Annotated in this window: 21 protein-coding genes; 6 read left to right on the forward strand and 15 right to left on the reverse strand. The window is 72.6% G+C overall.

What is annotated here, in order from left to right; all coding sequences use genetic code 11:
- Window positions 1-343 precede the first annotated feature (343 nt).
- Window positions 344-1,351 (reverse strand): stage II sporulation protein M, encoded by a 1,008-nt coding sequence (locus ACGH7X_RS15665; protein ID WP_399885789.1) that lies wholly within the window; start codon window positions 1,349-1,351, stop codon window positions 344-346.
- Window positions 1,352-1,477: 126 nt separating this feature from the next.
- Here ACGH7X_RS15665 and ACGH7X_RS15670 point away from each other — a divergent pair, with 126 nt between their 5' ends.
- Complete coding sequence (locus tag ACGH7X_RS15670) at window positions 1,478-2,422, forward strand: RDD family protein (RefSeq protein WP_399885791.1); 945 nt, start codon at window positions 1,478-1,480, stop codon at window positions 2,420-2,422.
- A 48-nt stretch (window positions 2,423-2,470) separates the two neighbouring features.
- Here the strand turns inward: ACGH7X_RS15670 and ACGH7X_RS15675 are convergent, their stop codons facing one another.
- From ACGH7X_RS15675 to ACGH7X_RS15715, 9 genes are all read right to left on the reverse strand, one after another.
- Window positions 2,471-3,094, reverse strand: a complete 624-nt coding sequence (locus ACGH7X_RS15675; RefSeq protein WP_399885793.1) for a hypothetical protein — start codon at window positions 3,092-3,094, stop codon at window positions 2,471-2,473.
- Window positions 3,095-3,219: 125 nt separating this feature from the next.
- The gene (ahcY, locus tag ACGH7X_RS15680; RefSeq protein ID WP_399885795.1) at window positions 3,220-4,677 is read right to left on the reverse strand and encodes an adenosylhomocysteinase; all 1,458 of its coding nucleotides are present in this window, start codon (window positions 4,675-4,677) and stop codon (window positions 3,220-3,222) included.
- 282 nt (window positions 4,678-4,959) lie between these two features.
- Entirely contained in the window at window positions 4,960-5,940 is a 981-nt protein-coding gene (locus ACGH7X_RS15685) for a cation diffusion facilitator family transporter (protein WP_399885797.1), read from the reverse strand.
- A 178-nt stretch (window positions 5,941-6,118) separates the two neighbouring features.
- On the reverse strand, window positions 6,119-7,270 hold the full coding sequence (gene manA, locus ACGH7X_RS15690; RefSeq protein ID WP_399885799.1) for a mannose-6-phosphate isomerase, class I: 1,152 nt from the start codon (window positions 7,268-7,270) through the stop codon (window positions 6,119-6,121).
- A gap of 52 nt (window positions 7,271-7,322) precedes the next feature.
- Window positions 7,323-8,450: an SIS domain-containing protein gene (locus ACGH7X_RS15695; RefSeq protein WP_399885801.1), complete on the reverse strand. Its 1,128-nt coding sequence runs from the start codon at window positions 8,448-8,450 to the stop codon at window positions 7,323-7,325.
- Window positions 8,451-8,539: 89 nt separating this feature from the next.
- A complete protein-coding gene (locus ACGH7X_RS15700; protein ID WP_007450268.1) occupies window positions 8,540-8,710 on the reverse strand; it encodes a Trm112 family protein in 171 nt (56 codons plus the stop codon).
- A gap of 110 nt (window positions 8,711-8,820) precedes the next feature.
- Window positions 8,821-10,185: a phosphomannomutase/phosphoglucomutase gene (locus ACGH7X_RS15705; RefSeq protein ID WP_399885803.1), complete on the reverse strand. Its 1,365-nt coding sequence runs from the start codon at window positions 10,183-10,185 to the stop codon at window positions 8,821-8,823.
- A gap of 112 nt (window positions 10,186-10,297) precedes the next feature.
- Window positions 10,298-11,914: an L-lactate permease gene (locus ACGH7X_RS15710; protein WP_399897036.1), complete on the reverse strand. Its 1,617-nt coding sequence runs from the start codon at window positions 11,912-11,914 to the stop codon at window positions 10,298-10,300.
- 225 nt (window positions 11,915-12,139) lie between these two features.
- Window positions 12,140-12,562 (reverse strand): DUF3499 domain-containing protein, encoded by a 423-nt coding sequence (locus ACGH7X_RS15715; protein ID WP_115742448.1) that lies wholly within the window; start codon window positions 12,560-12,562, stop codon window positions 12,140-12,142.
- Window positions 12,563-12,857: 295 nt separating this feature from the next.
- Between ACGH7X_RS15715 and ACGH7X_RS15720 the strand changes: the two genes are divergently transcribed.
- Window positions 12,858-13,310, forward strand: coding sequence for a metallopeptidase family protein (locus ACGH7X_RS15720; protein ID WP_399897039.1), 453 nt, complete (start codon window positions 12,858-12,860; stop codon window positions 13,308-13,310).
- 63 nt (window positions 13,311-13,373) lie between these two features.
- Here the strand turns inward: ACGH7X_RS15720 and ACGH7X_RS15725 are convergent, their stop codons facing one another.
- From ACGH7X_RS15725 to ACGH7X_RS15735, 3 genes are all read right to left on the reverse strand, one after another.
- A complete protein-coding gene (locus tag ACGH7X_RS15725) occupies window positions 13,374-14,921 on the reverse strand; it encodes a DUF5719 family protein (protein WP_399885805.1) in 1,548 nt (515 codons plus the stop codon).
- Window positions 14,918-18,748, reverse strand: coding sequence for a glycosyltransferase (locus ACGH7X_RS15730; protein WP_399885807.1), 3,831 nt, complete (start codon window positions 18,746-18,748; stop codon window positions 14,918-14,920). Before ACGH7X_RS15730 ends, ACGH7X_RS15725 begins: the two co-directional genes overlap by 4 nt.
- Before the next feature lie 190 nt (window positions 18,749-18,938).
- Window positions 18,939-19,202 carry a WhiB family transcriptional regulator gene (locus ACGH7X_RS15735; RefSeq protein ID WP_003975777.1) on the reverse strand — a complete coding sequence of 88 codons (264 nt, stop codon included), beginning with the start codon at window positions 19,200-19,202 and terminating at the stop codon, window positions 18,939-18,941.
- 686 nt (window positions 19,203-19,888) lie between these two features.
- Between ACGH7X_RS15735 and ACGH7X_RS15740 the strand changes: the two genes are divergently transcribed.
- From ACGH7X_RS15740 to ACGH7X_RS15755, 4 genes are all read left to right on the forward strand, one after another.
- A complete protein-coding gene (locus ACGH7X_RS15740) occupies window positions 19,889-20,413 on the forward strand; it encodes a cysteine dioxygenase (RefSeq protein ID WP_399885809.1) in 525 nt (174 codons plus the stop codon).
- Window positions 20,414-20,457: 44 nt separating this feature from the next.
- The gene (cofD, locus tag ACGH7X_RS15745; protein WP_399885811.1) at window positions 20,458-21,417 is read left to right on the forward strand and encodes a 2-phospho-L-lactate transferase; all 960 of its coding nucleotides are present in this window, start codon (window positions 20,458-20,460) and stop codon (window positions 21,415-21,417) included.
- Window positions 21,414-22,745, forward strand: a complete 1,332-nt coding sequence (locus ACGH7X_RS15750; RefSeq protein WP_399885813.1) for a coenzyme F420-0:L-glutamate ligase — start codon at window positions 21,414-21,416, stop codon at window positions 22,743-22,745. Before cofD ends, ACGH7X_RS15750 begins: the two co-directional genes overlap by 4 nt.
- A 94-nt stretch (window positions 22,746-22,839) precedes the next feature.
- Window positions 22,840-23,829 (forward strand): DNA-3-methyladenine glycosylase family protein, encoded by a 990-nt coding sequence (locus ACGH7X_RS15755; protein ID WP_399885815.1) that lies wholly within the window; start codon window positions 22,840-22,842, stop codon window positions 23,827-23,829.
- A gap of 151 nt (window positions 23,830-23,980) precedes the next feature.
- Here the strand turns inward: ACGH7X_RS15755 and ACGH7X_RS15760 are convergent, their stop codons facing one another.
- Complete coding sequence (locus tag ACGH7X_RS15760) at window positions 23,981-25,063, reverse strand: sugar phosphate nucleotidyltransferase (protein WP_399885817.1); 1,083 nt, start codon at window positions 25,061-25,063, stop codon at window positions 23,981-23,983.
- 103 nt (window positions 25,064-25,166) lie between these two features.
- Window positions 25,167-26,480, reverse strand: a complete 1,314-nt coding sequence (locus ACGH7X_RS15765; protein WP_399885819.1) for a peptidoglycan recognition protein — start codon at window positions 26,478-26,480, stop codon at window positions 25,167-25,169.
- Window positions 26,481-26,565 lie beyond the last annotated feature (85 nt).

Consider the following 26,565-nt stretch of genomic DNA (forward strand, 5'->3'; position numbering starts at 1 on the left):
CCTCCGGGCGCTTCCCTTCGGTCTTGCGTTTCCGACTCTATCAGATCTTTCCGACCCGATTTCCTCGGTGCTTTCCAGGTTCCCGCTTTCGCGTTTCCCTTTCCGGCGACTCCGACTTTATCAGAAGTTCCGAGCCGGTCTGACCGGCCACTCGATTCCGATTCATCGGGAGATTGCTTCGTCGAATTCAGTGATTCGGAGAAGCTCGTAGATGTTCACCGTCACCCTCTGGGGTGAACCCGTCTGCAGGCAACTGTTCAAATCTACCTCCCCGCTCACCCCGTGTCAACGGCGCTTGCGGGAACGAAGAGGACACTAGCAGCTCAGGATGGCCCGATGCACATCAGGCGGCCGTAGGCACGGTGGCGCTGCGCTCGGCGGCCTCGACGTCGCCCGTGTCGCCGGCGCGTACGGCACGGCCGCCCAGGACGTAGACGTAGGCGAGGAAGGCCAGTTCGGCGACGATTCCGATGGTGATGCGGGCCCAGGTGGGCAGGCCGGAAGGCGTGACGAAGCCTTCGATGGCACCGGAGACGAAGAGGACGAGGGCCAGGCCGACGGCCATGCCGATTGCTGCCCTGCCCTCTTCCGCCAGAGCGATGCGGCGGGTGCGGGGCCCCGGGTCGATGAGGGTCCAGCCCAGACGCAGACCCGTGCCGGCCGCCACGAACACCGCCGTCAGTTCGAGCAGGCCATGGGGCAGGACCAACCCGAGGAAGGTGTCGAGGCGGCCGGCCGACGACATCAGGCCGAAGCCGACGCCGAGGTTGAGCATGTTCTGGAACAGGATCCAGAGGACGGGCAGGCCCAGGAAGACGCCCAGGATGAGGCAGAGCGCCGCGGCCCAGGCGTTGTTCGTCCACACCTGTGCGGCGAAGGAGGCGGCCGGGTTGCTCGAGTAGTACGTCTCGTACTGGCCACCGGGACGAGTCATCTCGCGTAGTTCGCTCGGCGCCGCGATGGTGGACTGCACCTCCGGGTGGGCGCCGATCCACCAGCCCAGGAGCGCCGCGACCGCGGTCGACAGGAGCGCCGTGGGGACCCACCAGTGGCGGGCTCGGTAGACGGCCGCCGGGAACTGCTGGGTGAGGAAGCGGGTGACGTCGCGCCAGGAGGCGCGTCGTGTGCCGGTCACGGCACTGCGCGCGCGGGCCACCAGTTGGCTGAGCCGTCCGGTCAGCTGGGGGTCGGGTGCGCTGGACTGGATCAGGGAGAGATGGGTCGCCGTGCGCTGGTAGAGGGCGACGAGCTCGTCGGTCTCGGCGCCGGTCAGTCGGCGGCGGCGCCGGAGGAGGGCGTCGAGGCGGTCCCACTCCGCGCGGTGGGCGGAGACGAAGACGTCGAGGTCCATCGGTGTGCCTGCTCCTCGGCTATCGTCGGCGGCTCGTCGTGGATCAGCTTGTCGTACTGCGGCGCGGTGCGTCCTCAGCTTGGCAGACTGGCGGGGACGGGGGCAGTCAGGGGAAGGGCGGCGGGCGTGAGTGAGCTGGTGACGGGCGAGGCGGTGGCGCTGGAGCTGCGCCCCGCGAGGCTGCCCAGCAGGGCACTGGCCGTTCTGCTCGATCTGGCGGTCGCCTTGGCCGTCTACGTGGCGGTGACCGTCGCGCTGATGGCGTCCACCTCCTCCTTGGACCTGGCGGCGCAGACCGCTCTGTCGATCGCGACCTTCGTCCTCGTACTGGTGGGCGGGCCGATCGCCGTGGAGACGCTCAGCCATGGGCGGTCGCTCGGGAAGATGGCGTGCGGGCTGCGGGTGGTGCGGGACGACGGCGGGCCGATCCGGTTCCGGCACTCGCTGGTGCGGGGCTTGATCGGGGTGATCGAGATCCTCATGACGTTCGGGGTTGTCGCCTGTATCGCCTCGCTGGTGTCGGCGCGGGGGCGTCGGCTCGGTGACGTGTTCGCGGGCACGCTGGTCGTGCGGGAGCGCGTGCCGGTCTCTTCGGCGGGGTTCATGCCGCCGCCTCCGCCCTGGCTGGCGGGGCGGTTCTCGGGACTTGACCTGTCCGCGGTGCCCGATGATCTGTGGCTTGCCGTCCGTCAGTACCTGACGCGGATGGGGCAGCTGGACCCCCGTGTCGGCTGGGCCATGGCGGAACGGCTCGCCACCGATGTGGCGGCTCGTACGGGTGCCCCGGTGCCGCAGGAGGTTCCGCCGCCCGCGTATCTGGCGGCGGTGCTGCACGAGCGGCAGGCCCGGGAGGCGTGGCGGGCGTTCGGCGGCGCGGCGGCGGGTGAGGGAGCTGCGGCGCCGGTGCCGGCGTCTCCCCCGCAGGCTGCCCCGATGACACCGCCGGTACAGCCGCCGTCGGCGCCTCCCGTGGCACCGCCCGCCGGGCCGTCGCAGGAGGGTCGGCCCGGGGCGCCGCGGGACGTGCCGTCGGACGTCCGGCCCGGGAACGGGTTCGTGCCGCCGGCGTAGCCGCGGAAGGCTGCGCGCTCGAGCGGTCCCGCCCGCACCTTGGCCGCCCTACGCGTCTTCGGGGAACACGGACGGCGGTGTCTCGAGGTCCTCCAGCTCGATGCCGGGAGCCGCCAGGACGACGTCGCCGGCGAGGTGCACGGAGTGCTGCTCGCCCGTGTCCAGGGCTGTGACCTGGTATTCGTCCACGGTGAGGGGGCCGTTGTCAGTGGCGTGTGCTTCTCTTTTCAGCAAGGTCCAGGACTGGTCCACGGTGCGGGGGGCGAGGACCGGGTCGGTGAGGGCGACGAGGCGTACGCGGGTGGCTGATGCGGAGGGGGTGAGACGCAGGAGACGGGCGACGGCGACGAGGAAGGCCGGGGACGTTCCGGTGAAGGCGTGGGCGCGCACATTGCCTTCGGTGGCGTGGACTCCGGTGGGGTCGGTACGGACCCATGTGATGCCGTCGACGGCCGCGCCGCGCACCTGCCAGTCGGCGGTGTGGAGTTCGAGGCGGATGGGGCGGCCGAGCTCGTCGAGGGCGAGGTCGACGGAGCCGTGGTGGTCACCGGCGGGCGTGGTCAGCCGGGAGACGTAGCGCCAGCCGGAGGGGCCGGGGGCGCACTGGAAGTGTTCTTCCGCGAGGGGGGTGTGGTCGTGCGGATCGTGGAGCGAATACCGGCCGCGGGGCATGGGGGTCCTGGGTGGTGACGGGCTGCTGGTCCGGGTGCTGATCCGGCGCTGAGGCTCCGGCGGGGCCGACGGGACAGGCCCCCGACACGGGGGTGCGGGGGCCTGTCTCGAAGGAGCCGGCGGGCTCAGTAGCGGTAGTGGTCCGCCTTGTACGGGCCCTCGACCTTGACGCCGATGTAGTCGGCCTGCTCCTGGCGGAGCGTGGTCAGCTTGACGCCGAGAGAGTCGAGGTGGAGCCGGGCGACCCTCTCGTCCAGGTGCTTGGGCAGCACGTAGACGTCGGTCGGGTACGCGTCGGGCTTGGTGAACAGCTCGATCTGGGCCAGGGTCTGGTCCGCGAACGAGTTGGACATCACGAAGGACGGGTGGCCGGTGGCGTTGCCCAGGTTCAGCAGGCGGCCCTCGGACAGGACGATGAGCACCTTGCCGTCGGGGTAGGTCCACGTGTGGACCTGCGGCTTGACCTCGTCCTTGACGATGCCGGGGGTCTTGGCAAGGCCGGCCATGTCGATCTCGTTGTCGAAGTGGCCGATGTTGCCGACGATGGCCTGGTGCTTCATCTTGGCCATGTCCGAGGCCATGATGATGTCCTTGTTGCCGGTCGTGGTGACGAAGATGTCGGCCTTGTCGACGACCTCGTCCAGCGTCGTGACCTGGTAGCCGTCCATCGCCGCCTGCAGGGCGCAGATCGGGTCGATCTCGGTGATGATCACCCGGGCGCCCTGGCCGCGCAGGGACTCCGCGCAGCCCTTGCCCACGTCGCCGTAGCCGCAGACGACGGCGGTCTTGCCGCCGATCAGGACGTCGGTGGCGCGGTTGATGCCGTCGATGAGGGAGTGGCGGCAGCCGTACTTGTTGTCGAACTTCGACTTGGTCACCGCGTCGTTGACGTTGATGGCCGGGAACAGGAGGGTGCCGTCGCGGTGCATCTCGTACAGACGGTGGACGCCGGTGGTGGTCTCCTCGGTCACGCCGCGGATCTCGGACGCCAGCTGGGTCCACTTCTGCGGGCTCTCGCTCACCGTGCGGGTGAGGAGTTCGAGGATGACGCGGTGCTCGTCGGACTCGGCGGTGTCGACCGAGGGGACCTTGCCGTCCTTCTCGTACTCGACGCCCTTGTGGACGAGGAGGGTGGCGTCGCCGCCGTCGTCCAGGATCATGTTCGGGCCGCCGGTGGGAGTGTTCGGCCAGGTCAGCGCCTGCTCCGTGCACCACCAGTACTCGTCCAGGGTCTCGCCCTTCCAGGCGAAGACCGGGACGCCCTGCGGGTTGTCGGGCGTGCCGTTCGGGCCGACGGCGATGGCGGCGGCCGCGTGGTCCTGGGTGGAGAAGATGTTGCAGGAGGCCCAGCGGACCTCGGCGCCCAGGGCGACCAGGGTCTCGATGAGCACGGCGGTCTGCACGGTCATGTGCAGGGAGCCGGTGACGCGGGCGCCGGCGAGGGGCTGGGTCTCGGCGTACTCCTTGCGGATCGCCATCAGGCCCGGCATCTCGTGCTCGGCGAGGGTGATCTCCTTGCGGCCGAACGCGGCCAGGGAGAGGTCGGCGACCTTGAAGTCCTGTCGGTTGTCGACAGTCGTCATTGCGGGCTGCTCCTCGGGTTGGGTCGAGGTGGGTACGGCTGACCTGCGCGGCGGCGGACACAGGGGTGCCCCGAAGAGGACACAGGCATGCCCGCGTGCGCGCAGCGCAGTCCGTCGGAGGCCCTCTCTCCCTCGGCCGGTCCGTCCTGGACCGCCCGACCGCCATCAGCAGCGACGTCTGGCTCCGTCCCAAGCTACACCGCGGGCGGCCGTCGTCCCCAGTCCGCCTCCGAACACTTCCGGACGTTCACGAAACGTGACGGCGGTTGGGGGGGACGACCGTCAGTGGGCGGCGGGCGGCGTGGTCGGGCCGCCGGGCGTCGCCTCGGGGTCCGGGCCCTTGGCGGCCTCGGACTCGCTGTAGATGTCCGGCTCCAGGTAGATGACGCGGGCGATCGGGACGGCCTCGCGGATCCGGGATTCGGCGGAGTCGATCGCGGAGGCGATCTCGGTGGCCGTGCCGTCGTGGCGGACGGCGATCTTGGCGGCGACGAGCAGTTCCTCGGGGCCGAGGTGCAGGGTGCGCATGTGGATGATGCCGGTGACCGTGTCGCCGGCGACGATCGCGGCCTCGATCTGCTGGACCGCCTCGGTGCCGGCGGCCTCGCCGAGCAGCAGGGACTTGGTCTCAACGGCCAGGACCAGTGCGATCAGGATGAGCAGGATGCCGATGCACAGGGTGCCGACGCCGTCCCAGACACCGTCGCCGGTGAGCAGGGCGAGGCCGACGCCGCCGAGGGCGAGGATCAGGCCGATGAGGGCGCCGAGGTCCTCCAGGAGGACGACCGGCAGCTCGGGGGCCTTGGCGTGGCGGACGAACTCCTTCCAGGACTTCTGCCCGCGCAGGGGGTTGGACTCCTTGATGGCGGTCCGGAAGGAGAAGCTCTCGGCGATGATCGCGAAGACCAGGACGCCCACCGGCCAGTACCAGTGCTCCAGTTCGTGCGGGTGCTTGATCTTCTCGTAGCCCTCGTAGAGGGCGAACATGCCGCCGACCGAGAAGAGCACGATGGAGACGAGGAAGGCGTAGATGTAGCGCTCGCGGCCGAAGCCGAAGGGGTGTTGCGGGGTGGCCTCGCGCTGGGCGCGTTTGCCGCCCAGGAGCAGCAGCCCCTGGTTGCCCGAGTCGGCGAGGGAGTGCACGGACTCGGCGAGCATCGACGACGATCCGCTGAAGAGGAACGCCACGAATTTCGCTACCGCGATCGAGAGGTTGGCGAGCAGTGCCGCCACGATCGCCCTGGTTCCGCCTGACGCGCTCATGTGTCGCGTTGTCCCTTCGCCTGCATCTGCTTGGCCTGCATCTGCTCGTCTGCGTCCGTACGCTGGTGGGGGCTCGGCCGGTGATCCGGCTTTGCCCCTCCTTTGCGGTGCGCCATTGTTGCAGCCCTCGCGGGCCCCGACGTGCCGGATGCCCCTTCGTGCGTTCGTCAGGCCCGCGTCAGACGCGCACGGTGGCGCGGAAGAGCGTGCCGGTTCCGGACACTTCGGCCTTTTCGTGTGCCGGGACGAAGACGGACCGGCCGGGGGCCAGTTCGTGCTCGCCCGCCCGTACCGTGCCGGCCGTGCAGAGCAGGATCTGCGGGGTGGGCAGGGTGAGGTCGTGGACGGCGGCGCCCTCGGGCAGGACGTAGCGGGACAGGCGGAACTCGTCGTTCGGGGTGTCGTAGACCTCTTCGCCGTCGGGGGACGCCTCCGGGCGCAGGATGCCGGGGTCACCTGCCTCGAAGCGGACGATGCGCAGGAGTTCGGGGACGTCGACGTGCTTGGGGGTCAGCCCGCAGCGCAGGACGTTGTCGGAGTTGGCCATGATCTCGACGCCGAGGCCGTTCAGGTAGGCGTGCGGGATGCCGGCGCCGAGGTACAGGGCCTCGCCGGGCTGCAGCCGGACGTGGTTGAGGAGCATCGCGGCGAGGACGCCGGGGTCGCCCGGGTAGTGGTGGGCGATGTCGGCGTACGGCCGGTAGGCGCCGCCGAGGCGGTCGCAGGCGGCCGCGGTCTCGGCGACCGTGTGGGACATCTTTTCGGGGTCGGCCGTGAGGATCGCGGTGAGGACCTCGCGCAGGGCGGCGTCCTCGGGGTGCGCGCGCAGCAGGTCGACGTACGGCTTGAGGGAGGCGATGCCGAGGCCGTCGAGGAGGTCGGCCGTCTCGGCCGGGGGACGGAAGCCGCAGAGCCCGTCGAACTCGGTGAGGGCGCAGATCAGTTCGGGCTTGTGGTTGGCGTCCTTGTAGTTGCGGTGCGGCGCGTCCAGGGGGACGCCGCGGCGCTCCTCGTCCTCGTAGCCCGCCCTGGCCTGGGCGAGGTCGGGGTGGACCTGGAGGGAGAGCGGGGCGCCGGCCGCGAGGAGCTTGAGAAGGAAGGGCAGGCGGGGGCCGAACCTGGCCACGGAGGCGGCGCCCAGCTCCTTCTCGGGGTCGGCGTCGACGACCTCGGCGAGAGTGCCCCGGCCGGTGCCGGAGGGGGCGCCTGGGTGGGCGCCCATCCACATCTCCGCCTGCGGTTCGCCGGTCGGCTCGGTCCCGAGCAGGGTCGGGATCGCGGTGGTGGAACCCCAGGCGTAGGGGCGGACGGTGTTGTCGAGGCGGTCCATGGGCTCTCTCTGCCGGTGCGTGCGCGGTGCGTGTTTCCTGGTTCGTACGAGATCAGGCGCCCGAGGCGAGCGCCAGGTAAACGGCGGCGAAATCCGTGATGGCGATCAGTTCGGCGAGCGTCTCCAGTTCGCCGCCCGCTTCCGGCTCGAGTTCGCTGATCGGCGTGTCGTGGCCGAGGGCCAGGTCACGGGCGCCCGGGGCGGCGGTGAGGCCGCCACTGGGGCGGTCGCGCAGGAGCACCACGCGCGCGTGCAGGGCGGGTGCCTCCTCTACGCGATCGCGGAAGAAGTCGTCGGGGTCGGCGCCGGCGGCGAGTTGACCCGCGAGCAGGGCGCCGTGCGCGGCGAGCGCCTCGGGCAGTTCGGCGACGACGGCCGGGGTGCCGGACAGTTCGGCCAGCGCGGCGGCGAAGCGGCGCCCTGCGGGTCCGGCGGAGATGCCCTCGGTCCAGACGACCGGGAGGGAGTCGGCCAGCTCGGACGCCAGGGTCTTGGCCGGGTTGCTGTAGGTCACGATGGCGGGCCCGCAGCGTTCGGCGATGGTGTCGAGGCGGTCGGCGACCTTCTCGATGGCCTCGGGCGGCGCGTCGAGCAGGGCGGTGCGGTCCAGCAGCGCGAGGAGCGGGGTGAGTAGCGCCCACAGGACGCCGGGGGCGGCACCGGCGAGGGGCTCGTCGTGGTCGTAGGGCGCGGTCGCCATCGGGATGAACAGGCCGTGGGAGGCGCTCACCGCGTCGCTGAGCGGGGAACGGGCGGGGGCGACGGCGACGACCGTGCAGCCCCGGCGGTAGGCCTGTTCGGCGAGCAGGGACAGGCCGGGCTCGCTGCCGTCGGGCGTGGCGATCAGCAGGAGGTCCACGGAGCCGGCCCAGCCGGGCAGTTCCCAGCGCAGGGCGCCCGCGGCCGCGGCCACGCCGGTGGGGGCGAGGCGGGTGACGGGGCTGCCGGCGCCGGCGAGGGTGCCGAGGAGGTCGGCGGCGTGGGTGGCGGCGGCGCCGGGGCCTGCGATCAGTACGGCGCGGGGGCGGCCGTCCGGCTTGAGGGTGCCGACGCCGGCCTCGGCGGCGAGCCGGGCGGCGGTGCGTACGCGGGCACCGGCCTCGGCGGCGCCGCGGAGGAGGCCGCGGCGGTCGGCCTCGGTGAGGCGCTCCGGTGCGTCGAGGAGCGATTCGTCGAGCATGGCGGCAGGTCTCCGATCGCCGGGGCGTTCGTTCGATTGCGCGGGGGTCGTCGCCGGGTTGCCGGGGTGCCGGTTCGCCTGGCCGTCGGCTACTCGGGGCGGCGGGCCTCGTCGACGAGGAGGACGGGGATGCCGTCGCGCACCGGGTACGCCAGACCGCAGTCCTGGCCGGTGCAGATCAGTTCCGCGTCCTGCTCCTTGAGGGGGGCGTGGCAGGCGGGGCAGGCGAGGATCTCCAGGAGGCCGGCTTCGAGCGGCATGGGGGTTCCCTTCGGGGGCGGTGGGGCTTGTGCGGATGTGCTGGTCAGGGTACCGCCGGTCGTGGGGCGGGTGTCGGGGGTCGAAGGGTGCGTCCCGGCCCCGGCCCCGGCTACGCCCGGATGATCGCCAGCGTCTCGTCGCGCACCTTCGTCATCGTCGCCTCGTCGCGCGCCTCCGCGTTCAGCCGGAGCAGGGGCTCCGTGTTGGAGGGGCGGACGTTGAACCACCAGTCGGCCGCGGTGACCGTGAGGCCGTCGAGGTCGTCGAGCGTGATGTCGTCGCGGCCCTCGTACGCGGCCCGGATCGCGGCGAGGCGGCCCTGCTGGTCGGCGACGGTGGAGTTGATCTCGCCCGAGCCGGCGTAGCGGTCGTACTGGGCGACCAGGCCGGACAGCGGGCCGTCCTGCTCGCCGAGGGCGGCCAGGACGTGGAGGGCGGCCAGCATGCCGGTGTCGGCGTTCCAGAAGTCGCGGAAGTAGTAGTGCGCGGAGTGTTCGCCGCCGAAGATGGCGCCGGTCCTGGCCATCTCCGCCTTGATGAAGGAGTGGCCCACGCGCGTGCGTGCGGGTGTGCCGCCGTGCTCCCGCACGACCTCCGGGACGGACCAGGACGTGATCAGGTTGTGGATGACGGTGCCCGTGCCGCCGTTGCGGCCCAGCTCGCGGGCGGCCACCAGGGCGGTGACGGCGGACGGGGAGACCGGGTCGCCGTTCTGGTCGACGACGAAGCAGCGGTCGGCGTCGCCGTCGAAGGCGAGGCCGAGGTCGGCGCCCTCCTCGCGGACGCGCTGCTGGAGGTCGACGAGGTTGGCCGGGTCGAGCGGGTTGGCCTCGTGGTTGGGGAAGGTGCCGTCCAGTTCGAAGTACATCGGCACGAGGTCGAGGGGCAGGCCGGCGAAGACCGAGGGGACGGTGTGGCCGCCCATGCCGTTGCCGGCGTCGACGACGACCCTGAGGGGCCTGATGGCGGTGAGGTCGACGAGGGACCGCAGGTGGGCCGCGTAGTCGGCGAGGACGTCGCGCCGGGTGACCGTGCCCCGCCGGGAGGAGGGCTCAGGGGCGCCGGTGTCGCTCCAGCGCTCCACCAGGGCGCGGATCTCGGCGAGGCCGGTGTCCTGGCCGACCGGGGCGGCGCCCGCGCGGCACAGCTTGATGCCGTTGTACCGGGCCGGGTTGTGCGAGGCCGTGAACATGGCGCCCGGAAGGTTCAGCGCTCCGGAGGCGTAGTACAGCTGGTCGGTGGAGCACAGGCCGATCTCGGTCACGTCGGCGCCGCGGGCCGCCGCCCCGCGCGCGAAGGCGCCGGACAGGCCCGGGGACGAGGGCCGCATGTCTTGGCCGACCACGACGGCGCCCGCGCCGGTCAGCTCGACGAAGGCCGCGCCGAACAGCTCGGCCAGCGACTCGTCCCACTGGTCCGGGACCACACCGCGCACGTCGTACGCCTTCACGATCTGCGACAGATCAGCAGCCACGGCCAACCTTCCTGAAAGTCCTGTCGGAGCCCACAAACTACCCGCAAGCACCCACGGACCCGAGGTCAGGGCACGGTCGGGGCGGGACCGGTCAGGGCGGGACCGCGACCGGTCAGGGCAGCATCCAGCCCAGGACCACCGTGGACTGCCCGACGACGATCAGGCACATGATCAGCAGCAGGCCCAGGCTCCAGGGCAGCACCTTGCGCAGCAGGTCGCCCTCGCGGCCCGCGAGTCCGACGGCCGCGCAGGCGATGGTGAGGTTCTGCGGGGAGATCATCTTGCCGAGGACACCGCCGGAGCTGTTGGCGGCGGCCAGCAGTTCGGGCGACAGGCCGGACTCCCGCGCCGCGGTCACCTGGAGGGCGCCGAAGAGCGCGTTGGCGGAGGTGTCGGAGCCGGAGACGGCGACGCCGAACCAGCCGAGCACGGGTGACAGGAAGGCGAGTCCGGCACCGGCCGCGGCGACGAAGTGGCCGATGGTGGCGGCCTGCCCGGAGAGGTTCATGACGTAGGCGAGGGCGAGCACGGAGGTGACGGTGAGGATCGCGAACCGCAGTTCGTGCACGGTAGCGAGCCACTCCTTGACCGCCACGCGCGCGTGCACGCCGAGGACGACGGCCGTGGCCAGCCCGGCGAACAGCACGAGCGTGCCGCCGGTGGAGACGATCGGCCAGGAGAAGACGTTGCCGCCGACCGGATTGCCCTCGGGGTCGGCCACGTCCAGGAACGGCCAGTCGTAGCTCTGGGTGGCCTTCGCCAGCCAGTCCTTGACCGCCGGGATCTGCGCCACGGAGAAGACGGCGACGATCAGCGCGTAGGGCGCGTACGCCCGCACGACCTCCCGGGGGGAGTCCTCCTGGTCCAGCTCCTCGCTCCGTACGCCGGTCAGCACGGACGCCCGTACGGGCTCGGCGGCGGGCCGGCGGGAGTGCGGTACGGCGACCAGGGCGCCGGCGCCGACCAGCGCGGCGACGATGTCGGCGAGCTGGACGGAGATGTAGTTGGACGCGACGAATTGGGCGACGGCGAAGGCGACCCCGCAGGCCAGCGCGGGGATCCAGGTCTCGCGCAGTCCGCGCCGCCCGTCGACCAGGGCGACCAGCAGCAGCGGTACGACGAGGGCCAGCAGGGGCGTCTGACGGCCGACCACGGAGGCGACGTCGTCCAGCGGCAGGCCGGTGACCTGGGCCAGCGTCACCACGGGCGTGCCCATCGCGCCGAAGGCGACCGGCGCGGTGTTGGCGACCAGGGACACCACGGCCGCGCGCACGGGGTCGAAGCCGAGGGCGACGAGCATGACCGAGCAGATCGCGACGGGCGCCCCGAACCCGGCGAGGGCCTCAAGGAGGGCGCCGAAGCAGAAGGCGACGACCAGGGCCTGGATACGGGGGTCGTCGGAGAGCCGGCCGAAGGAGCGGCGCAGGATGTCGAAGTGCCGGGTGCGGACGGTCATCCGGTAGACCCACAGGGCGTTCACGACGATCCACAGGATGGGGAAGAGGCCGAAAACCGCTCCCTGGACGGCGCTGGAGGCCGTCTGGTCCAGCGGCATGCCGTAGGCGAGCCAGGCGACGAGCACGGCCGCCAGGAGTCCGGTGAGGCCCGCCAGGTGCGCCTTCATGCGGACGCCGCCCAGCAGGACGAGGACGATCACCAGTGGCAGGGCCGCCACCAGGGCGGACAGGCCGAGCGAACCGGCGACGGGTTCCAGTTCCTGCACGTACACGGGCGCCTCCCCGAATTCCGCCATGCGAAAGCGTTTTCTCGCGGCTCCCGGAATGGTCGTGTCCGCGACAAGGGGACGTCAATGGGTGTGCAGCAACGGATGTGGCGGATGCCGAGGGCGGTGAAGAGGGTCAAGTGGCCAGAAAAGAGGGTGAGCGACCCGTGCGGCTCGGTTGGAGAGTGAGCGACCCACGCGGCCGGTTGGAGGGTGCGTGACCCGCGCGGCTCAGTTGTCCGGCGAGCGCAACACGCGCAGATGGCCGCGGCGTGCGACCTCCATCGGGTCCGCCCTGCGCGCCCCGCCACCGGCCTCGGCCGCCCGCTCCTGGGGGCGGGCCGCCTCGCGCACCGCGTTGGCGAGGGCCTCCAGATCGTCGCCGCTGGGGCGGGCCGGGGCCGAGCCGTCGAGCAGGCGGACGACCTCCCAGCCGCGCGGGGCGGTGAGGCGCTCGGAGTGCTCGGCGCACAGGTCGTAGCAGTGGGGTTCGGCGTAGGTGGCGAGCGGGCCGAGGACCGCGGTCGAGTCGGCGTAGACGTACGTCAGCGTCGCGACGGCGGGACGGCCGCAGGCGGTGCGCGAACAGCGACGTACAGGGCTCACGATGTTGGACGGTACCGCACTCTTGAGCGGGCCGCGACGACTCTCCACCGGGTCACACCACCGTGTCGTGGCGTGAAACGCACCACGGCCCTCTCGGAACACACCCCTTTGACCTGCGCGGACACCGGTGTCCTGGACGCCGCGCGGCTCCGGAGGCGGTCACGACCCGATACAAACAGCGACATTTGCCTTGAGTTCCGCGGTCGCGGAGAGATACGGAATCGAGCCCAACCTTGGCTGGAATGGTCATCCGGCGACAAGCGGAGCGGTCTGCCCCGACACCGCCCGGTGTGGGTGTGCGGTCGGGCACGCGACCTCCGCCGGGGACTACCCTTCACCAGTGATGGACAACCCCGTGACGCCCCGTGATGCCGGACGCCCAGGGCCCCGCCGTCGTGATCGCCACGGTCGGGGCATGCGCGGTCCGGTCGCACCCCCGCAGGTGCCGCTCGCCGCGAGCCGCGGTGAGGTGTTCGCGGACCTGGTGCAGGACTCCGTGGAGCGCCTGGAGCGGCGGTGGCCGCAGCTCGCCGACATCGACTTCCTCGTCCTCGACGTGCCGCGCACGGCCGCGGCCGGGGAGGCGTGGAACGACGAGGCGGTTCCGCTCGGCGGCACGGTCCCCTCGCGGGACGGGCGTCGCGGGCGGGTGGTCGTGTACCGGCGGCCCGTCGAGATCCGGACCAAGGGGCGGGACGAGCGCGCGGCACTGGTCCACGAGGTCGTCGTCGAGCAGGTCGCGGAGTTGCTCGGGCTGACGCCGGAGACGGTCGATCCGCGGTACGGGGAGGACTGAGCGGCGGGCGCCGTGCGCGACGGCCCGGTGAGGCCGCCTCGACCCGTACGCCCGCCGTCGCCGCTACTTCTGGAGTACCGACAGGTCCTCGTCCGCGTTGGGTACCGAGACCGTCCCCCGGTCGTCGGGGAGGGTCTGGACGGTGAAGGACGCCACGTCGTCGTCCGAACCGGTCAGAGTGCGGGACGCGTAGACCGGGCCGCCCGAGACGGTCTCGACCGTCAGCGCGTAGGAGCCCTTGAGGCCGGCGGGGACCGGTACGTCGACGTTCTGCGTCGTACCGCCCTTGACCGTGTACGTCTTGGTCTCCGTCGTGCCGCCCTCGCTGCCCGCCGACGCCGTGACCTTCACCTTCGCGGCCTCGCCGGGTGCCGACAGGGACAGGGTCGTGCTCTTGGCCCGGTTGTCCGCGGAGGTCGCGCGCGCACCGACCGGGCCGGAGGCCGGGATGAACGCCGACTCCTGCTCGTCGCCCTTGCCCCGCAGGACCCGGACCGCGGCCACGACCGGCACCGACCCGCCCGTCGGCGTCAGCACCAGCGAGCCCGCCTCGCCGCGGGTGACCTCGCCGAGGTCGACGCCCGTCGTCATGCCGGCCTTGACGTGCACCGTCTCGTGACCGGCGGGCGTGATCAGCCCGGACGGGGAGGCGAGCCGCACCTTCAGGTCCGCGTCGGTGCCACCCGGCGTGAACAGCACCAGGCGTACGGCGGTGGCGTCCTTCGGGATGCCCGGAATCACGAGGTCGCTCGCCGGGTCCGCGGCCGCGCTCAGCCAGTCGCCGCCGGTCTTGTCGTCCAGGGCCTGCACCTCGGCGCCGACCCGCCCGCTGCGCACGCCGACGTGCACGGTCAGGTCGGTCTGCTTCACGTCGCTGAGCGTGGACAGCAGGAGGGACTCACTGGCGTGCGGCGGCACCGTGACGCCCTCCCCCACCGTGGACTTCACGGCTCCGTCCTTGCCGTACAGCTCGATGTCGACGACGGCCGCCGAGTCGTCGGGGTTCGTCAGGTGCACGTAGTCGGTGCGGTCGGCCGCGGTACTGGCGCCCGGGAACCAGAACTCCGTGTCCGGGGCGGTGCAGTTGACGCCCTGAAGGCCGCGGCCCGTTCCGGCGGCGACCTCCGTGGTCTGCTGGACGGTCCAGCCGGGCGCGCTGTTCCCCTCGGCGGTGCCGATGAGCGCGGGCGCGTCGGCTCCGGAGGTCTTGCCGGTGGCCGGCGTGCCGGGCTCCTCGGGCTCGACGGCCGGCTTCTCCTTCTTCGCGTCCTTGTCGTCCTTGTCGTCCTTCTCGTCCTTGTCGCCCTTGTCGTCGGACTTCCCGGCGTCCTTGCCGTCCTCGGTGGCGTCGCCCGACTCCGCCGTCGCGAGTGCGGCGCCGCCCTTCTCGTCGGCGCCCTTGGTGACGGGCGTGAAGGACGTGTACGCGGTCTCGGCGAGGTCGGAGGTGCTGGGCGCCGGGCACAGCAGGCTGGTCCGCTCCACGGGCAGCCGCGCGGCGGGCGCCGCGGTGTCCGTGCCGGAGTCGCCCGGGGCGGACACCGCCGCGAAGCCGGTGACGGCGGCGAGCGCGGTCGCGCAGGCGATCAGGGACAGGGTCGTGCGCTTCACTGCTGGCTCCCGTCGGGACGCTCACTGCCCGTGCCGTGGGGCTGCTGGGGCTGGGAAGGGTCGTACGGCGTCTCGTATCCGTTCTGGCCGTACGCCTGGTCGTAGGCGGGGTCGTACCCGCCCTCCTGAGCCTGCGCCGGATCGCCGTAGGCGTACGGGTCGTATCCGCCCGCGTCGTACTGGCCCGCCTCGTACTGAGCGCCCTGGCCGGCGTGACCGCCCTGGTAGGCGTCCGTCTGCTGCTGGTCTCCCTGGTACGGGTCTCCCTGGTACGGGTCTCCCTGGTAGGGCTGCTGTCCGTACCCGCCCGGGTCGTACTGCTGCTGGGCGTCCTGGTAAGGGGCGTCCCCGTAGGTGCCGTAGGAGCCGTACTCGACCGCGGCGTACCCAGCGGAGTCCCACTCGCCGTACGCCTGCTGCTGTGGCACCGGCGCCGGTGCCTCCACCGGCGGCCCGGGCTCCTCGGCGGCGTCGGCCCCGGCCTCGGGGTCCGGCTCCATGCCCGCCCCGACCCCGACCCCGGCCCCGGCCTCGGCCTCGGCCTCGGCCTGGGCGCGCAGTCGCCGGGCCCGGCGTCCTTCGCCCTCGACGGCCTGGGCGGGGACGACCGGCTCGTCGGGCAGGTCGTCGTCGACGTCGCGGCGCCTGCCGGGCAGGGCGAGGACGACCAGGACGACGGCGAGGAGTCCCTGGGCCCACAGCCAGACGGTGTGCGTGAACGGGGCGTCGTAGGTGACGTCCAGCCTGCCGCCGGAGGCGGGGAGTTCGAAGCCCTGGGCCCAGCCGTCGACCGTGGTGCGGGCGAGTGGCTTGCCGTCCAGGGTGGCCGTCCAGCCCTCGGCGGCGGTGTCGGCGACGCGCAGCACGCGGCCGTCGGAGCCCGCCTTGATCTCGGTGTGGATCTCGACGGGTCCGGCCGCCACGGGCTGGGGCTTGTCGGCACCGGCCTTCTCGCCGGACACGACGGTCGCGCGCGCGACCTCCTGGTCCACCCGCCACAGTCCGCTGCCGTCCTGCTGGCTGAGCCTGCTCAGGCCGGGCGTGGCGTCCAGGACGCGAGTGACCTCGCGCGGCGCGCCCTTGTGCACGAGCACGTAGCGCACGGCGAAGCCGCCGAGCTGGTCGGCCTGGTCGGCGCCGGAGCCCGCCACGAGGTTGGCGACGATCTTGTCGAGGGTGCCGTTTCCGCCGTCTCCGTCGGCCAGTTCGCCGTCACCGAGGCGGGCCCCGGAGCCGCGGACCAGCATGTAGCCCACGTGGGCGGCGGAGTCGCTGTCGAGGACGAGGGTGCGGGCCTGGTCGCGGGTGTGGCTCTCCTCGGCGACGAAGGCGGGCACCTGTACGGGGTCGCGTCGCTCCAGGGGGCCGTCGGCGCCCCCGATCACCCAGCCGGCGGCGGCGATCAGCGGGCCGACGGCCGACGCGAGCGCGATCAGGGCGGCGACGGGCTGGCGCCAGCCGAAGCTCTGCTCGGCCACGCGGAAGCGCGCGCCGTCGGCGCCGAGGGTCGCGGCGGCCAGCAGGGCGATGCCGTAGACGAGAGTGGCGGGCCCGGCCCAGGCGGAGCCGTTGGAGAGGACCGAGAAGACGAGGGCGACCAGGGCGACGACCCAGGCCGTACGGATGCCCGACTGCCGCTCGGAGCGCAGCAGGGCGGCCAGCGCGGCCAGGACGATGCCGATGAGGACCAGCCCGCCGACCGTGCCGGGACCGCCGGGGCTCGTGCCGAGCAGGTCGAGGGCGGAGGCGGCCGAGGAGCCGTACTCCAGTCCGGCCTCCTCGAAGAAGCCGAACGGCAGCAACGACAGCGACCAGGGGGCGAGGAGCAGCAGCGGGGTGCCGAGCTGGGCGAGGAAGCGCAGCCCGTACGCCGTGATCTCGCCGCGGCGCAGGGCGAGGACCCCGATGCCGAGGACCAGCGCGACGGGCCACACGACGGGCGTGAAGGCGGTGGTGATCGTCAGCAGCAGCGCGTACGCCCACGTGGCGCGCCAGCTGCCACGGGCGCCGGACGAGTGGGTCAGGCCGGCCGCGGTGACGCCCGCGCGCGCGATGAGCGGCAGCAGGACGGCGAGGACGGCGGTGCCGATGCGGCCGCCGGCGAGCGCGCCGGTGGCGGCGGGCAGGAAGGCGTAGGCGACGGCCGCCCAGGCGCGCAGCAGCCGGGAGGGGACCAGCGGGCGGGAGGCGAAGTACGCGGTGGCGCCCGCCAGGGGCACCGAGCAGACCAGCAGCAGGGTGACGGCGAGTCCGGTCGAGCCGAGCAGGAGGGAGGCGAGCGCGGCGACGAGCGCGAGGTAGGGCGGCGCCGATGCGGTGCCGCCGGTGCCGACCGTGTGCCAGGCGTCCGCGTACCGCGACCACAGCTCCCCGGCGCCGGCCGGGGCGGGCAGCAGCGCGCCGCCCGCCAGGGCGCCGCCGCCGAGGAGCGCGCGGCAGGCGGCCAGGGAGACGAGCAGCAGCACCAGGAAGAGCACCGGCCCGGGCTTGCGGGCGACGCGCTTGAGGCGGGCGAACTGCTCGATCTCCATGAAGTCGGCGTCGTCGCCGCCGGGTCCGGACTCGATGGCCCCGCCGTGCCGTCCGGCGCCCGCGGCGGCCTCGGCGTCGGAACTGCCGAAGAGATCGCCCGCGACCTGTTCGACGGTGACGCGGATGGTCGCGCCGGGGGGCGGGAAGAGGGGGCGCAGTTCGTCCTTCTCGACCTGCGGGCGGCCGCGTTCACGTCGGCCGGCGATGACGCGCTCGGGTCGCAGCAGGACGCCCAGCAGGCCCCGGATCTCGTCGAGGGCCTGGCCGGGGACCTTGCCGACGAGGTAGGCGAGGGTCCGCAGCAGGGTGCCGAGGACCACGCGCAGCAGCACCCAGGGCAGGGCGGCCGTACGGACGTTGACGAGGAGGGTGTGGACGGCGCCGGCCTTGTCGACCTTGTGCGGGGAGGCGGTGGTGCGGCCCGCGCAGTCGACGGCGCGGCGTTCCCGAGAGGCCGCCTCGGCGTGGCGGACGACCGCCTCCGGGGCGACGAGGACGCGCAGTCCGGCGGCGTGCGCCCGCCAGCACAGGTCGACGTCGTCGCGCATGAGGGGCAGCCGGCGGTCGAATCCGCCGAGCCGCTCGAAGACGTCGCGCCGGATCAGCATGCCGGCGGTGGACACCGACAGGACGGGCCGGACGTGGTCGTGCTGGCCCTGGTCCTGTTCGCGGCGGTCCAGGCCGGTCCAGCGGCGGCCGGAGTTGGCGATGGAGACGCCGACCTCGAGCAGTTGTCGGCGGTCGTACCAGCCGCGGAGTTTGGGGCCCACGACGGCGACGTCGTCGCGGCCGAGTTCGTACTCGGTGTCCACGACGCGCAGCAGCTGGGCGAGGGCGTCGGGCTCCGGGGCGCAGTCGTCGTGCAGCAGCCACAGCCACTGGACCGGCTCTCCGTGGGGAAGCTCCGGCAGGTCGTAGGCGTCGTCGCGCCAGGAGCGGGTGACGGGGTCCCAGCCGCTGGGCCGCCTCAGGTACGGCAGTTCCTCGGGCGTGAGGTCCGGGGCGGTGCGGGCGGCCTCCTCCACGGCCTGGCCGAAGCCGGTGCGCCGGGCGAGGTGGAGCACGTGGTCGTGGCCGAAGGCGTCGCCGATCAGCCGCGCGGAGTCGTCCGCGCTGCCGGTGTCGGCGGCCACGGCGTACTGGACCGGGCGCTCCTGGCCGAGCAGCCCGGCGAGCGCGTCGGGCAGCCAGCGGGCTCCGTCGTGGGCGACGAGGACCGCGGTCACGACGTGGCGCGGGAACTCAGGTGTGGCAGCGAGGTCTTGCTGGGCTGCCGTGTGACTCTGCACGGACATCGAGGTACGGGCCCCGGTTCGGTGGACTGCGGTGGACGCCCGTGCCTGTGGTGGGGTGGCGGGGCGTCTCGGACGAGCGCCCACACTATCGGCTGGACACAGAGGCGGCCCGCCGCCTGTGGACAACCCACCCGCGACGGGCCGTTCCCGCTGCTCGGACCGTATCTGCCGCTGCGTCAGGCAGCGGGCTTCAGACCGCGGCCTTCTTCAGCCGGCGGCGTTCCCTCTCGGACAGGCCGCCCCAGATGCCGAAGCGCTCGTCGTTGGCAAGGGCGTACTCGAGGCATTCGGAGCGGACCTCACAGGCGAGGCAGACCTTCTTGGCCTCGCGGGTGGAGCCGCCCTTCTCGGGGAAGAAGGACTCGGGGTCGGTCTGGGCGCACAGTGCGCGCTCCTGCCAGCCGAGTTCCTCGTCCGCGTCGTCGACCAGCAGTTGCTGCACCAGCTCGGTCATGTGCGCCCCTCGTCTGTCTTTCGCGTCCCCGTGATCTAGCCGTTACCGATTCCGGCTGAACGACACGAGTGAAATTACAAGTGTGCAGCTCCGGGCGAGTCAAGCCGAGATCTGCTATTGGGTCCCTTATTCACTCTGCGGAACCAAGGCCATGCAGAAAGTGTTCAAATCGCCATAAACCTTGACATACCAACGAGGCCCACCAGGGCGCCCGCCCCGTTTCACACCGCAACAGGGAAGACGCCCCGGCGTTCGATCCCGTTCCGATACACACGCCGAAGCGAACCTGATCACATTCGGATCACGGGATCGCAACGGGGGTTGTGCGCCCGGCTTGTGCGCCATGTGTCCCGGAAGTCGACTGAGCAAACCTTTCGCCAGCTCGATGAACCGGATGAGGTGAAACATGTCCCACATAACGGGCATCGAGTTGACAGTGCTGGTGTGAACCGCTGTGCTTGTGGGCATGCTCGCGAACTTGGCGCTCGCCTCGACCCGCACCGCCGGGTCCCACGGTGCTGCCCGCGCTCGCTGTAGCTGTTGCCGCTGTTCCAGCTGTTGAGCCAACCGCGCTCCGGCTGTTCCCGAGTCCACGCGACTCGACTTCTGCGTTCCCGCCCCACCAGGGCGTTCTTCGTCATTCGCTCCGCTCCACCGCACTCTTCCGCCGAGGAACCACCGCACCCATGAACAGCGACAGCGACCTCCAGATCGCCGGCGACATCCTCGAAGTCCCCCACCTCCTCCAGGCACCGCGCGAGCACCTGGCCACCGTCGCCGAGTTCGCCGGCCTGGCCCGCTCCATCGCGGCCGACCGTTCCGAGTGGGAGCACCTCGTCCGGTACGACGCGACGACACGCTGGTACCACCGGCTGCGCACCGGCCCCGGGTACGAGGTCTGGCTGCTGTCCTGGGTGCCCGGGCAGGGCAGCGGACGCCACGACCACGGCCCCTCCTCCGGAGTGTGGACGGTCCTGGAGGGGGCCCTCACCGAGCACACGGAGCGCGGCACGCGCGCGTTGGTGACGGGTACACAGCGCGTGTTCGCACCGGGGTACGCGCACGAGGTCGTCAACGACACGCTGGAGCCGGCGGTCAGCCTGCACGTCTACTACCCCGGCCTCACCGAGATGCCGATGCACTCCCCGCAGTGCTCGGCCGCCGCGGCCCGCGACGCGGACGCCGGCTCCGACGCCGTACCGGCACGGTGACGACTGCCTGACGCACTGTCGTACCCGCCTGCAAGACTGGGGCCATGCGCATTGTGGTTCTGGCAGGCGGCATCGGCGGTGCCCGGTTCCTGCGTGGTCTCAAGCAGGCCGCGCCGGACGCGGACGTCACGGTCATCGGCAACACCGGGGACGACATCCACCTCTTCGGGCTGAAGGTCTGCCCAGACCTCGACACGGTGATGTACACCCTCGGCGGCGGCATCAACGAGGAGCAGGGCTGGGGGCGGGCCGACGAGACCTTCCATCTCAAGGAGGAGCTGGCGGCGTACGGCGTCGGCCCCGAGTGGTTCGGCCTCGGCGACCGGGACTTCGCCACGCACATCGTGCGGACGCAGATGATCACCGCGGGTTTTCCGCTCAGCGCGGTGACGCAGGCGCTGTGCGACCGCTGGAAGCCCGGGGTGCGGCTGATCCCGATGACCGACGACCGCGTGGAGACACACGTCGCCGTCGAGTTGGAGGGGGAGCGCAAAGCGGTCCACTTCCAGGAGTACTGGGTACGCCTGCGCGCCTCCGTCCCCGCCGAGGCGGTCGTGCCGGTCGGCGCCGAGCAGTCCAAGCCGGCGCCCGGCGTGCTGGAGGCCATCGCGGAGGCGGACGTGATCCTCTTCCCGCCCTCCAACCCGGTCGTGTCCGTCGGCACGATCCTCGCCGTGCCCGGCATCCGCGAGGCGATCGCCGACGCCGGGGTGCCCGTGGTGGGCCTGTCCCCGATCGTCGGCGACGCGCCCGTGCGCGGCATGGCCGACAAGGTGCTCGCCGCGGTCGGCGTGGAGTCCACGGCAGCCGCGGTCGCCGAGCACTACGGCTCGGGCCTGCTCGACGGCTGGCTGGTCGACACCGTCGACGCCGACGCCGTCACCCGCGTGAAGGCGGCCGGCATCCTCTGCCGCGCCGTACCGCTGCTGATGAGCGACCTCGACGCCACGGCGCAGATGGCCCGGGAGGCGCTGACGCTGGCGGAGGAGGTGCGGGAGGCGTGAGCGACGAGACGCGCGACGACGCTCCCGCCCACCGCGCGGGCTACCGGGTGTGGGCCCTGCCGGGCCTGCCCGAGGTGCAGGTCGGCGACGACCTCGCCAAGCTGATCGCGGCGGCCGAGCCCGCGCTGGCCGACGGGGACGTGCTGCTCGTCACGTCCAAGATCGTGTCCAAGGCCGAGGGCCGTGTCGTCCGGGCCACCGACCGTGAGGCCGCGATCGACGCGGAGACCGTACGGGTGGTGGCCCGGCGCGGCCCGCTGCGCATCGTGGAGAACCGTCAGGGTCTGGTCATGGCGGCGGCCGGGGTCGACGCCTCCAACACCCCGTCCGGGACCGTACTGCTGCTCCCCGAGGACCCCGACGCGTCCGCGCGCGCCGTCCGTGAGGGACTCCGCGACACGCTGGGCGTGGACGTCGGCGTGGTCGTCACCGACACCTTCGGACGGCCCTGGCGGGCGGGGCTGACGGACGTGGCGATCGGCGCCGCCGGCGTGCGGGTCCTCGACGACCTGCGCGGCGGCACGGACGCGCACGGCAATCCGCTCGGCGCCACCGTCGTCGCCACGGCCGACGAGCTGGCCGCCGCGGGCGACCTGGTCAAGGGCAAGGCCGCGGGCCTGCCCGTCGCCGTCGTGCGCGGGCTGCCCCAGGTGGTCGCCGAGGACGACGGCGAGGGCGCGCGGGCCATGCTGCGCGGCGCGCGCGACGACATGTTCCGCCTCGGCACCTCGGAGGCGGTACGCCAGGCGGTCACCCAGCGGCGTACGGTACGGGCCTTCACCGACGAGCCGGTCGATCCGGGTGCCGTGCGCCGGGCGGTGGCCGCGGCCGTGACCGCGCCGGCGCCGCACCACACGACGCCGTGGCGCTTCGTGCTCCTGGAGTCCGAGGACGCCCGCACCCGGCTGCTGGACGCGATGCGGGACGCCTGGATCACGGACCTGCGGCGGGACGGCAAGAGCGAGGAGTCCGTCGCCAAGCGCGTGCGGCGCGGCGACGTCCTGCGCAACGCGCCCTACCTCGTCGTTCCCTGCCTGGTGATGGACGGCTCGCACACGTACGGGGACGCGCGGCGCGACGGGGCCGAGCGGGAGATGTTCGTGGTCGCCACCGGTGCGGGCGTGCAGAACCTGCTCGTCGCGCTCGCCGGGGAGCGGCTGGGTTCCGCGTGGGTGTCCTCGACGATGTTCTGCCGGGACGTCGTGCGGGAGGTGCTGGGGCTGCCGGGCGACTGGGATCCGATGGGGGCGGTGGCGGTCGGGCATCCGGCGGAAGAGCCGAAGGCACGTCCGGAGCGGGACGCGGGGGCGTTCATCGAGGTGCGGTGAGGCCTCTACTCTCGTAGGGCTCTCTCTTTTCCTGGGAGGGCTCCCTCTTTGTCGTTGGGCACTCTCTTTCCTCCCCCTCCCAAGGACCTCGCTCGTGGCAGGACGTTTCGCTCCCCGGCCCGCGCGCACCACGGTGCGCGGCGGGGAGACCGGCGTGCCGCGGCAGGCCGCCGCGCCGGGCAAGGCACGGGTGTGGGTGCCGGACGGGCCGCTGGACCTGGGCCTGGTGCTCGGGCCGCTGCGGCGCGGGCCGGGCGATCCGACGTTCCGGACGATGCCGGACGGGTCGGTGTGGCGGGCCAGCCGGACGCCCGGCGGGCCGGGCACGCTGCGGGTCACCGCGCGCGGCGGTGAGGTGCGGGGCGAGGCCTGGGGGCCGGGGGCGGAGTGGCTGCTGGAGCGGCTGCCGCGGCTGCTGGGCGCCGACGACGATCCCTCCGCGTTCGTGCCGAGGCACCGGCTGCTGGCGGTGACGCGGCATCGGCGGCCGGGGCTGCGGCTGACGCGGACCGGGCTGGTGCTGGAGTCGTTGATCCCCTCGGTCCTGGAGCAGAAGGTCACGACGCTGGAGGCGTACCAGGCGTGGCGGCTGCTCGTGCGGAAGTTCGGGGAGCCGGCGCCGGGGCCCGCGCCCGGGCGGATGTCCGTGATGCCGGCGGCCAGGACGTGGGCGCTGATCCCGTCCTGGGAGTGGCATCTGGCCGGGGTGGACTACAAGCGGGCGGCGACGATCCTGCGGGCCGTGCGGGTCGCTGCGCGGCTCGAGGAGGCGGCGGGGATGGAGCCGGCGGCTGCGCAGGAGCGGCTGGAGGTCGTGCCGGGGGTGGGGCCGTGGACGTCCGCGGAGACCGTGCAGCGCAGTCACGGGGCGCCGGACGCGGTGACGGTGGGGGATCTGCATCTGCCGGGGATCGTGGGGTTCGCGCTGGGCGGGGACCGGTATGCGGACGACGCCGAGATGCTGCGGTTGCTGGAGCCGTATGCGGGGCAGCGGCATCGGGCGGCTCGGTTGGTGTTGTTGAGTGGGCGGGTGCCGGGGCGGCGGGCGCCGCGGATGGCTCCGCGGGGGATTGAGCGGTTGTAGGTGGGCCGGCGTTCCCCGGTCGGCCGGGGTGCGTGCGTGGGGGTGGGGTCGCGCGCCCGGCGCTACGGGGTGCCGCTGCGCCCACGTGCCGCCTGGGGGTACCTCCCAGGCCGTTCAGGCACTGGGGGAGGCACGACTGCCCGCAGCTTAGCTACGCGTCCGGTGAGAAGCGCAGGGATGCTGGGGGGATGTGGGCGTCGCACCAGATGCGGGCGCCGGAGCGGAGTTCGTTGTCGGCGCCGATGACGGCGCCGTCGCCGATGACCGTGTCGGCGAGGATCGAGCGGGTGCCTACGCGGGCGCGGGTGCCGATGAGCGAGTCGGTGATCACGGCGCCCGGCTCGATGACGGCGCCCGGCAGGATCGTGCTGCCGAAGACGCGCGCACCCTCCGCCACGAAGGCACCCTCGCCGACCACCGTGCCGCCGGCCAGCTTGGCGTCCGGCGCGACCCGCGCCGTGGGCAGGACGAGGCGGTCGCCGCAGCGGCCCGGTATCGCCGGGGAGGGGGCGCGGCCCAGGACCAGGTCGGCCGAGCCGCGTACGAAGGCCGCCGGGGTGCCGAGGTCCAGCCAGTAGGTGGAGTCGACCATGCCCTGGAGGTGCGCACCGGTGGCGAGGAGTTCGGGGAAGGTCTCGCGTTCGACCGAGACGGGGCGCCCCGCCGGGATCGAGTCGATGACCGAGCGGCGGAAGACGTAGGCGCCCGCGTTGATCTGGTCGGTGACGATCTCCTCGGGGGTCTGGGGCTTCTCGAGGAAGGCGAGCACCCTGCCCGTGTCGTCCGTGGGGACCAGCCCGTACGCCCTCGGGTCGGTCACCTGCGTCAGGTGCAGCGAGACGTCGGCGCCCGTCGTCTCGTGGGTGCGGACCAGCGCGCCGATGTCGAGGCCGGTCAGGATGTCGCCGTTGAAGATCAGGACCGGCTCGTCGGGGCCCGAGTGCAGCCGGGAGGCGACGTTGCGGATCGCGCCGCCGGTGCCGAGCGGCTCCTCCTCCGTGACGTACTCGAGGTGCAGGCCCAGTGCCGAGCCGTCGCCGAAGTACGGTTCGAAGACCTCGGCCAGGTAGCTCGTCGCGAGCACGATGTGCTCGACGCCGGCCGCCTTCGCCCGCGCCAGCTGATGCGTGAGGAACGGTACTCCGGCCGCCCGGACCATGGGCTTGGGCGTGTACACCGTGAGGGGGCGCAGCCGCGTGCCCTTGCCGCCGACCAGGAGGATCGCTTCTGTCACCGTCGTCTCTGCTTCCTGCCGGGACCGGCCGAACTGTCTTTCGGCCGGCCAGTGTATGCAGACCGTTCCGTGGCGCCTTCGATGACCGTGCGGTGTTCCGCCCTCAGCGGCCCTGGTACTTCGCCGCCTTCGAACGGGTCGAGCCGAGCTTGCCGTAGAGCTTCCTGCCGGGGCAGCTCGTGGCGAAGCCGTCGCGATGACCGGAGATGACGTTCAGTCGTACCTTCTTACCTTTTCGGTAGAGGTTGCCACCCCCGGACTTCAGGGATGTCTTCCCGCGCGGATTCATGCCGTAGAGCCCGACCTTCCACGCGGTGAGCCGGGCGATGGCCTTCACGGCGGCCGCCGACGGCTTCTTCGAGCCGTAGGTGCCGAGTACGGCGATGCCCATGCTGTTGGAGTTGAACCCCAGGGTGTGGGCGCCCAGTACCGCCTTGGACACGCCACCGGCCCGGCCCTCGTAGATCTTTCCGCACTTGTCGACGAGGAAGTTGTAGCCCAGGTCACGCCAGCCCATGCTGTTGACGTGGTAGCGGTAGATACTGCGAATGACTGACGGCGCCTGTGAGCAGCGGTAGTTGTTGCCGGTGGCCGAGTGGTGCACGAAGGCCGCCTTGACCTTCTTCGTGTACACGAACTTCTTCTCGCGCAGCTTCTCGTCGGCGCCCCAGCCGCGGCGCGTGGTGATGCTCGGGCGGGCGCCGACGTACGGCTTGGCCTTCTGCCCCGCGGGGAGTTCGGCCGCGGTCTGCGCGCGGCTCAGGGCCGGGAGCTCGGTGACGCCGCTCGTCGCGGTGGTGCGGGACCCCTCCCCCGGTCCCGGGACCGGGGGCGGCGCGCCCTCGCCGGGGTCGATGAGTTCGAGGCGCAGGCCGGTGGGGAGCCGGGAGGCGGCCGGGACGGTACGGGTGGTCTCGGGGCCGTTCTCCGCCCGTACCCGTACCTCCACGCCGTCGGACTCGCCCACCCACAGCGGTGCGGTGGCGCCGCGGACCCGGCCCGAGGTGCTCTCGGGGGTGCCGGGGTCGGCGGCGTGGTCGGCGTTGTGGGTCTCCAGCTCCTGCCACCCGGACCAGGTGCCGGTGGCGGTGGCGCGGGTACGGACCTCGACGCGGCCGTGGAGTCGGGTGGCGGGGTTGTCCCAGATGACGCCGACGAGGGAGAAGTGCCGTACGTCCCGGCGGGGCAGGCCCTGTTCGGCGGCGCCGGGTGCCCGGTCGCGGGCGAGGGGGGCGAGGGGCAGCGACTGCGTGCCGCCCAAGGCGTGGGCCTCGGCCCGTGCCTCAGCGGTTGTCGTAGCCGTTGCACCGGTCGTGGGTGGGGGCGAGGAGGTGGCGGCCGCCGCGGGCGGGGCGAGCGGGAGGGCCAGGGCCGCCGCGCACGTGACACCGATCGAGGAAGCAAGGAATCCACGCATGCCCCTGATACTGAACATCGTCAGACAAATATGTCCATTTGGAATCTGACGGGCCGTAGGGTGTTTTGGTCCGATCCGGTGGTGG

Origin of the sequence: Streptomyces sp. BBFR51 (genome assembly GCF_044591655.1) — a bacterium.
Taxonomy (GTDB): Bacteria; Actinomycetota; Actinomycetes; order Streptomycetales; family Streptomycetaceae; genus Streptomyces.

Coding starts and splice junctions, on each gene's coding strand:
- ACGH7X_RS15665 (WP_399885789.1), bottom strand. CDS start 1,351: ATGGACCTCGACGTCTTCGTCTCCGCCCACCGCGCGGAGTGGGACCGC.
- ACGH7X_RS15675 (WP_399885793.1), bottom strand. CDS start 3,094: ATGCCCCGCGGCCGGTATTCGCTCCACGATCCGCACGACCACACCCCC.
- ahcY (WP_399885795.1), bottom strand. CDS start 4,677: ATGACGACTGTCGACAACCGACAGGACTTCAAGGTCGCCGACCTCTCC.
- ACGH7X_RS15685 (WP_399885797.1), bottom strand. CDS start 5,940: ATGAGCGCGTCAGGCGGAACCAGGGCGATCGTGGCGGCACTGCTCGCC.
- manA (WP_399885799.1), bottom strand. CDS start 7,270: ATGGACCGCCTCGACAACACCGTCCGCCCCTACGCCTGGGGTTCCACC.
- ACGH7X_RS15695 (WP_399885801.1), bottom strand. CDS start 8,450: ATGCTCGACGAATCGCTCCTCGACGCACCGGAGCGCCTCACCGAGGCC.
- ACGH7X_RS15700 (WP_007450268.1), bottom strand. CDS start 8,710: ATGCCGCTCGAAGCCGGCCTCCTGGAGATCCTCGCCTGCCCCGCCTGC.
- ACGH7X_RS15720 (WP_399897039.1), top strand. CDS start 12,858: ATGGACAACCCCGTGACGCCCCGTGATGCCGGACGCCCAGGGCCCCGC.
- ACGH7X_RS15730 (WP_399885807.1), bottom strand. CDS start 18,748: ATGTCCGTGCAGAGTCACACGGCAGCCCAGCAAGACCTCGCTGCCACA.
- ACGH7X_RS15735 (WP_003975777.1), bottom strand. CDS start 19,202: ATGACCGAGCTGGTGCAGCAACTGCTGGTCGACGACGCGGACGAGGAA.
- ACGH7X_RS15740 (WP_399885809.1), top strand. CDS start 19,889: ATGAACAGCGACAGCGACCTCCAGATCGCCGGCGACATCCTCGAAGTC.
- cofD (WP_399885811.1), top strand. CDS start 20,458: ATGCGCATTGTGGTTCTGGCAGGCGGCATCGGCGGTGCCCGGTTCCTG.
- ACGH7X_RS15765 (WP_399885819.1), bottom strand. CDS start 26,480: ATGCGTGGATTCCTTGCTTCCTCGATCGGTGTCACGTGCGCGGCGGCC.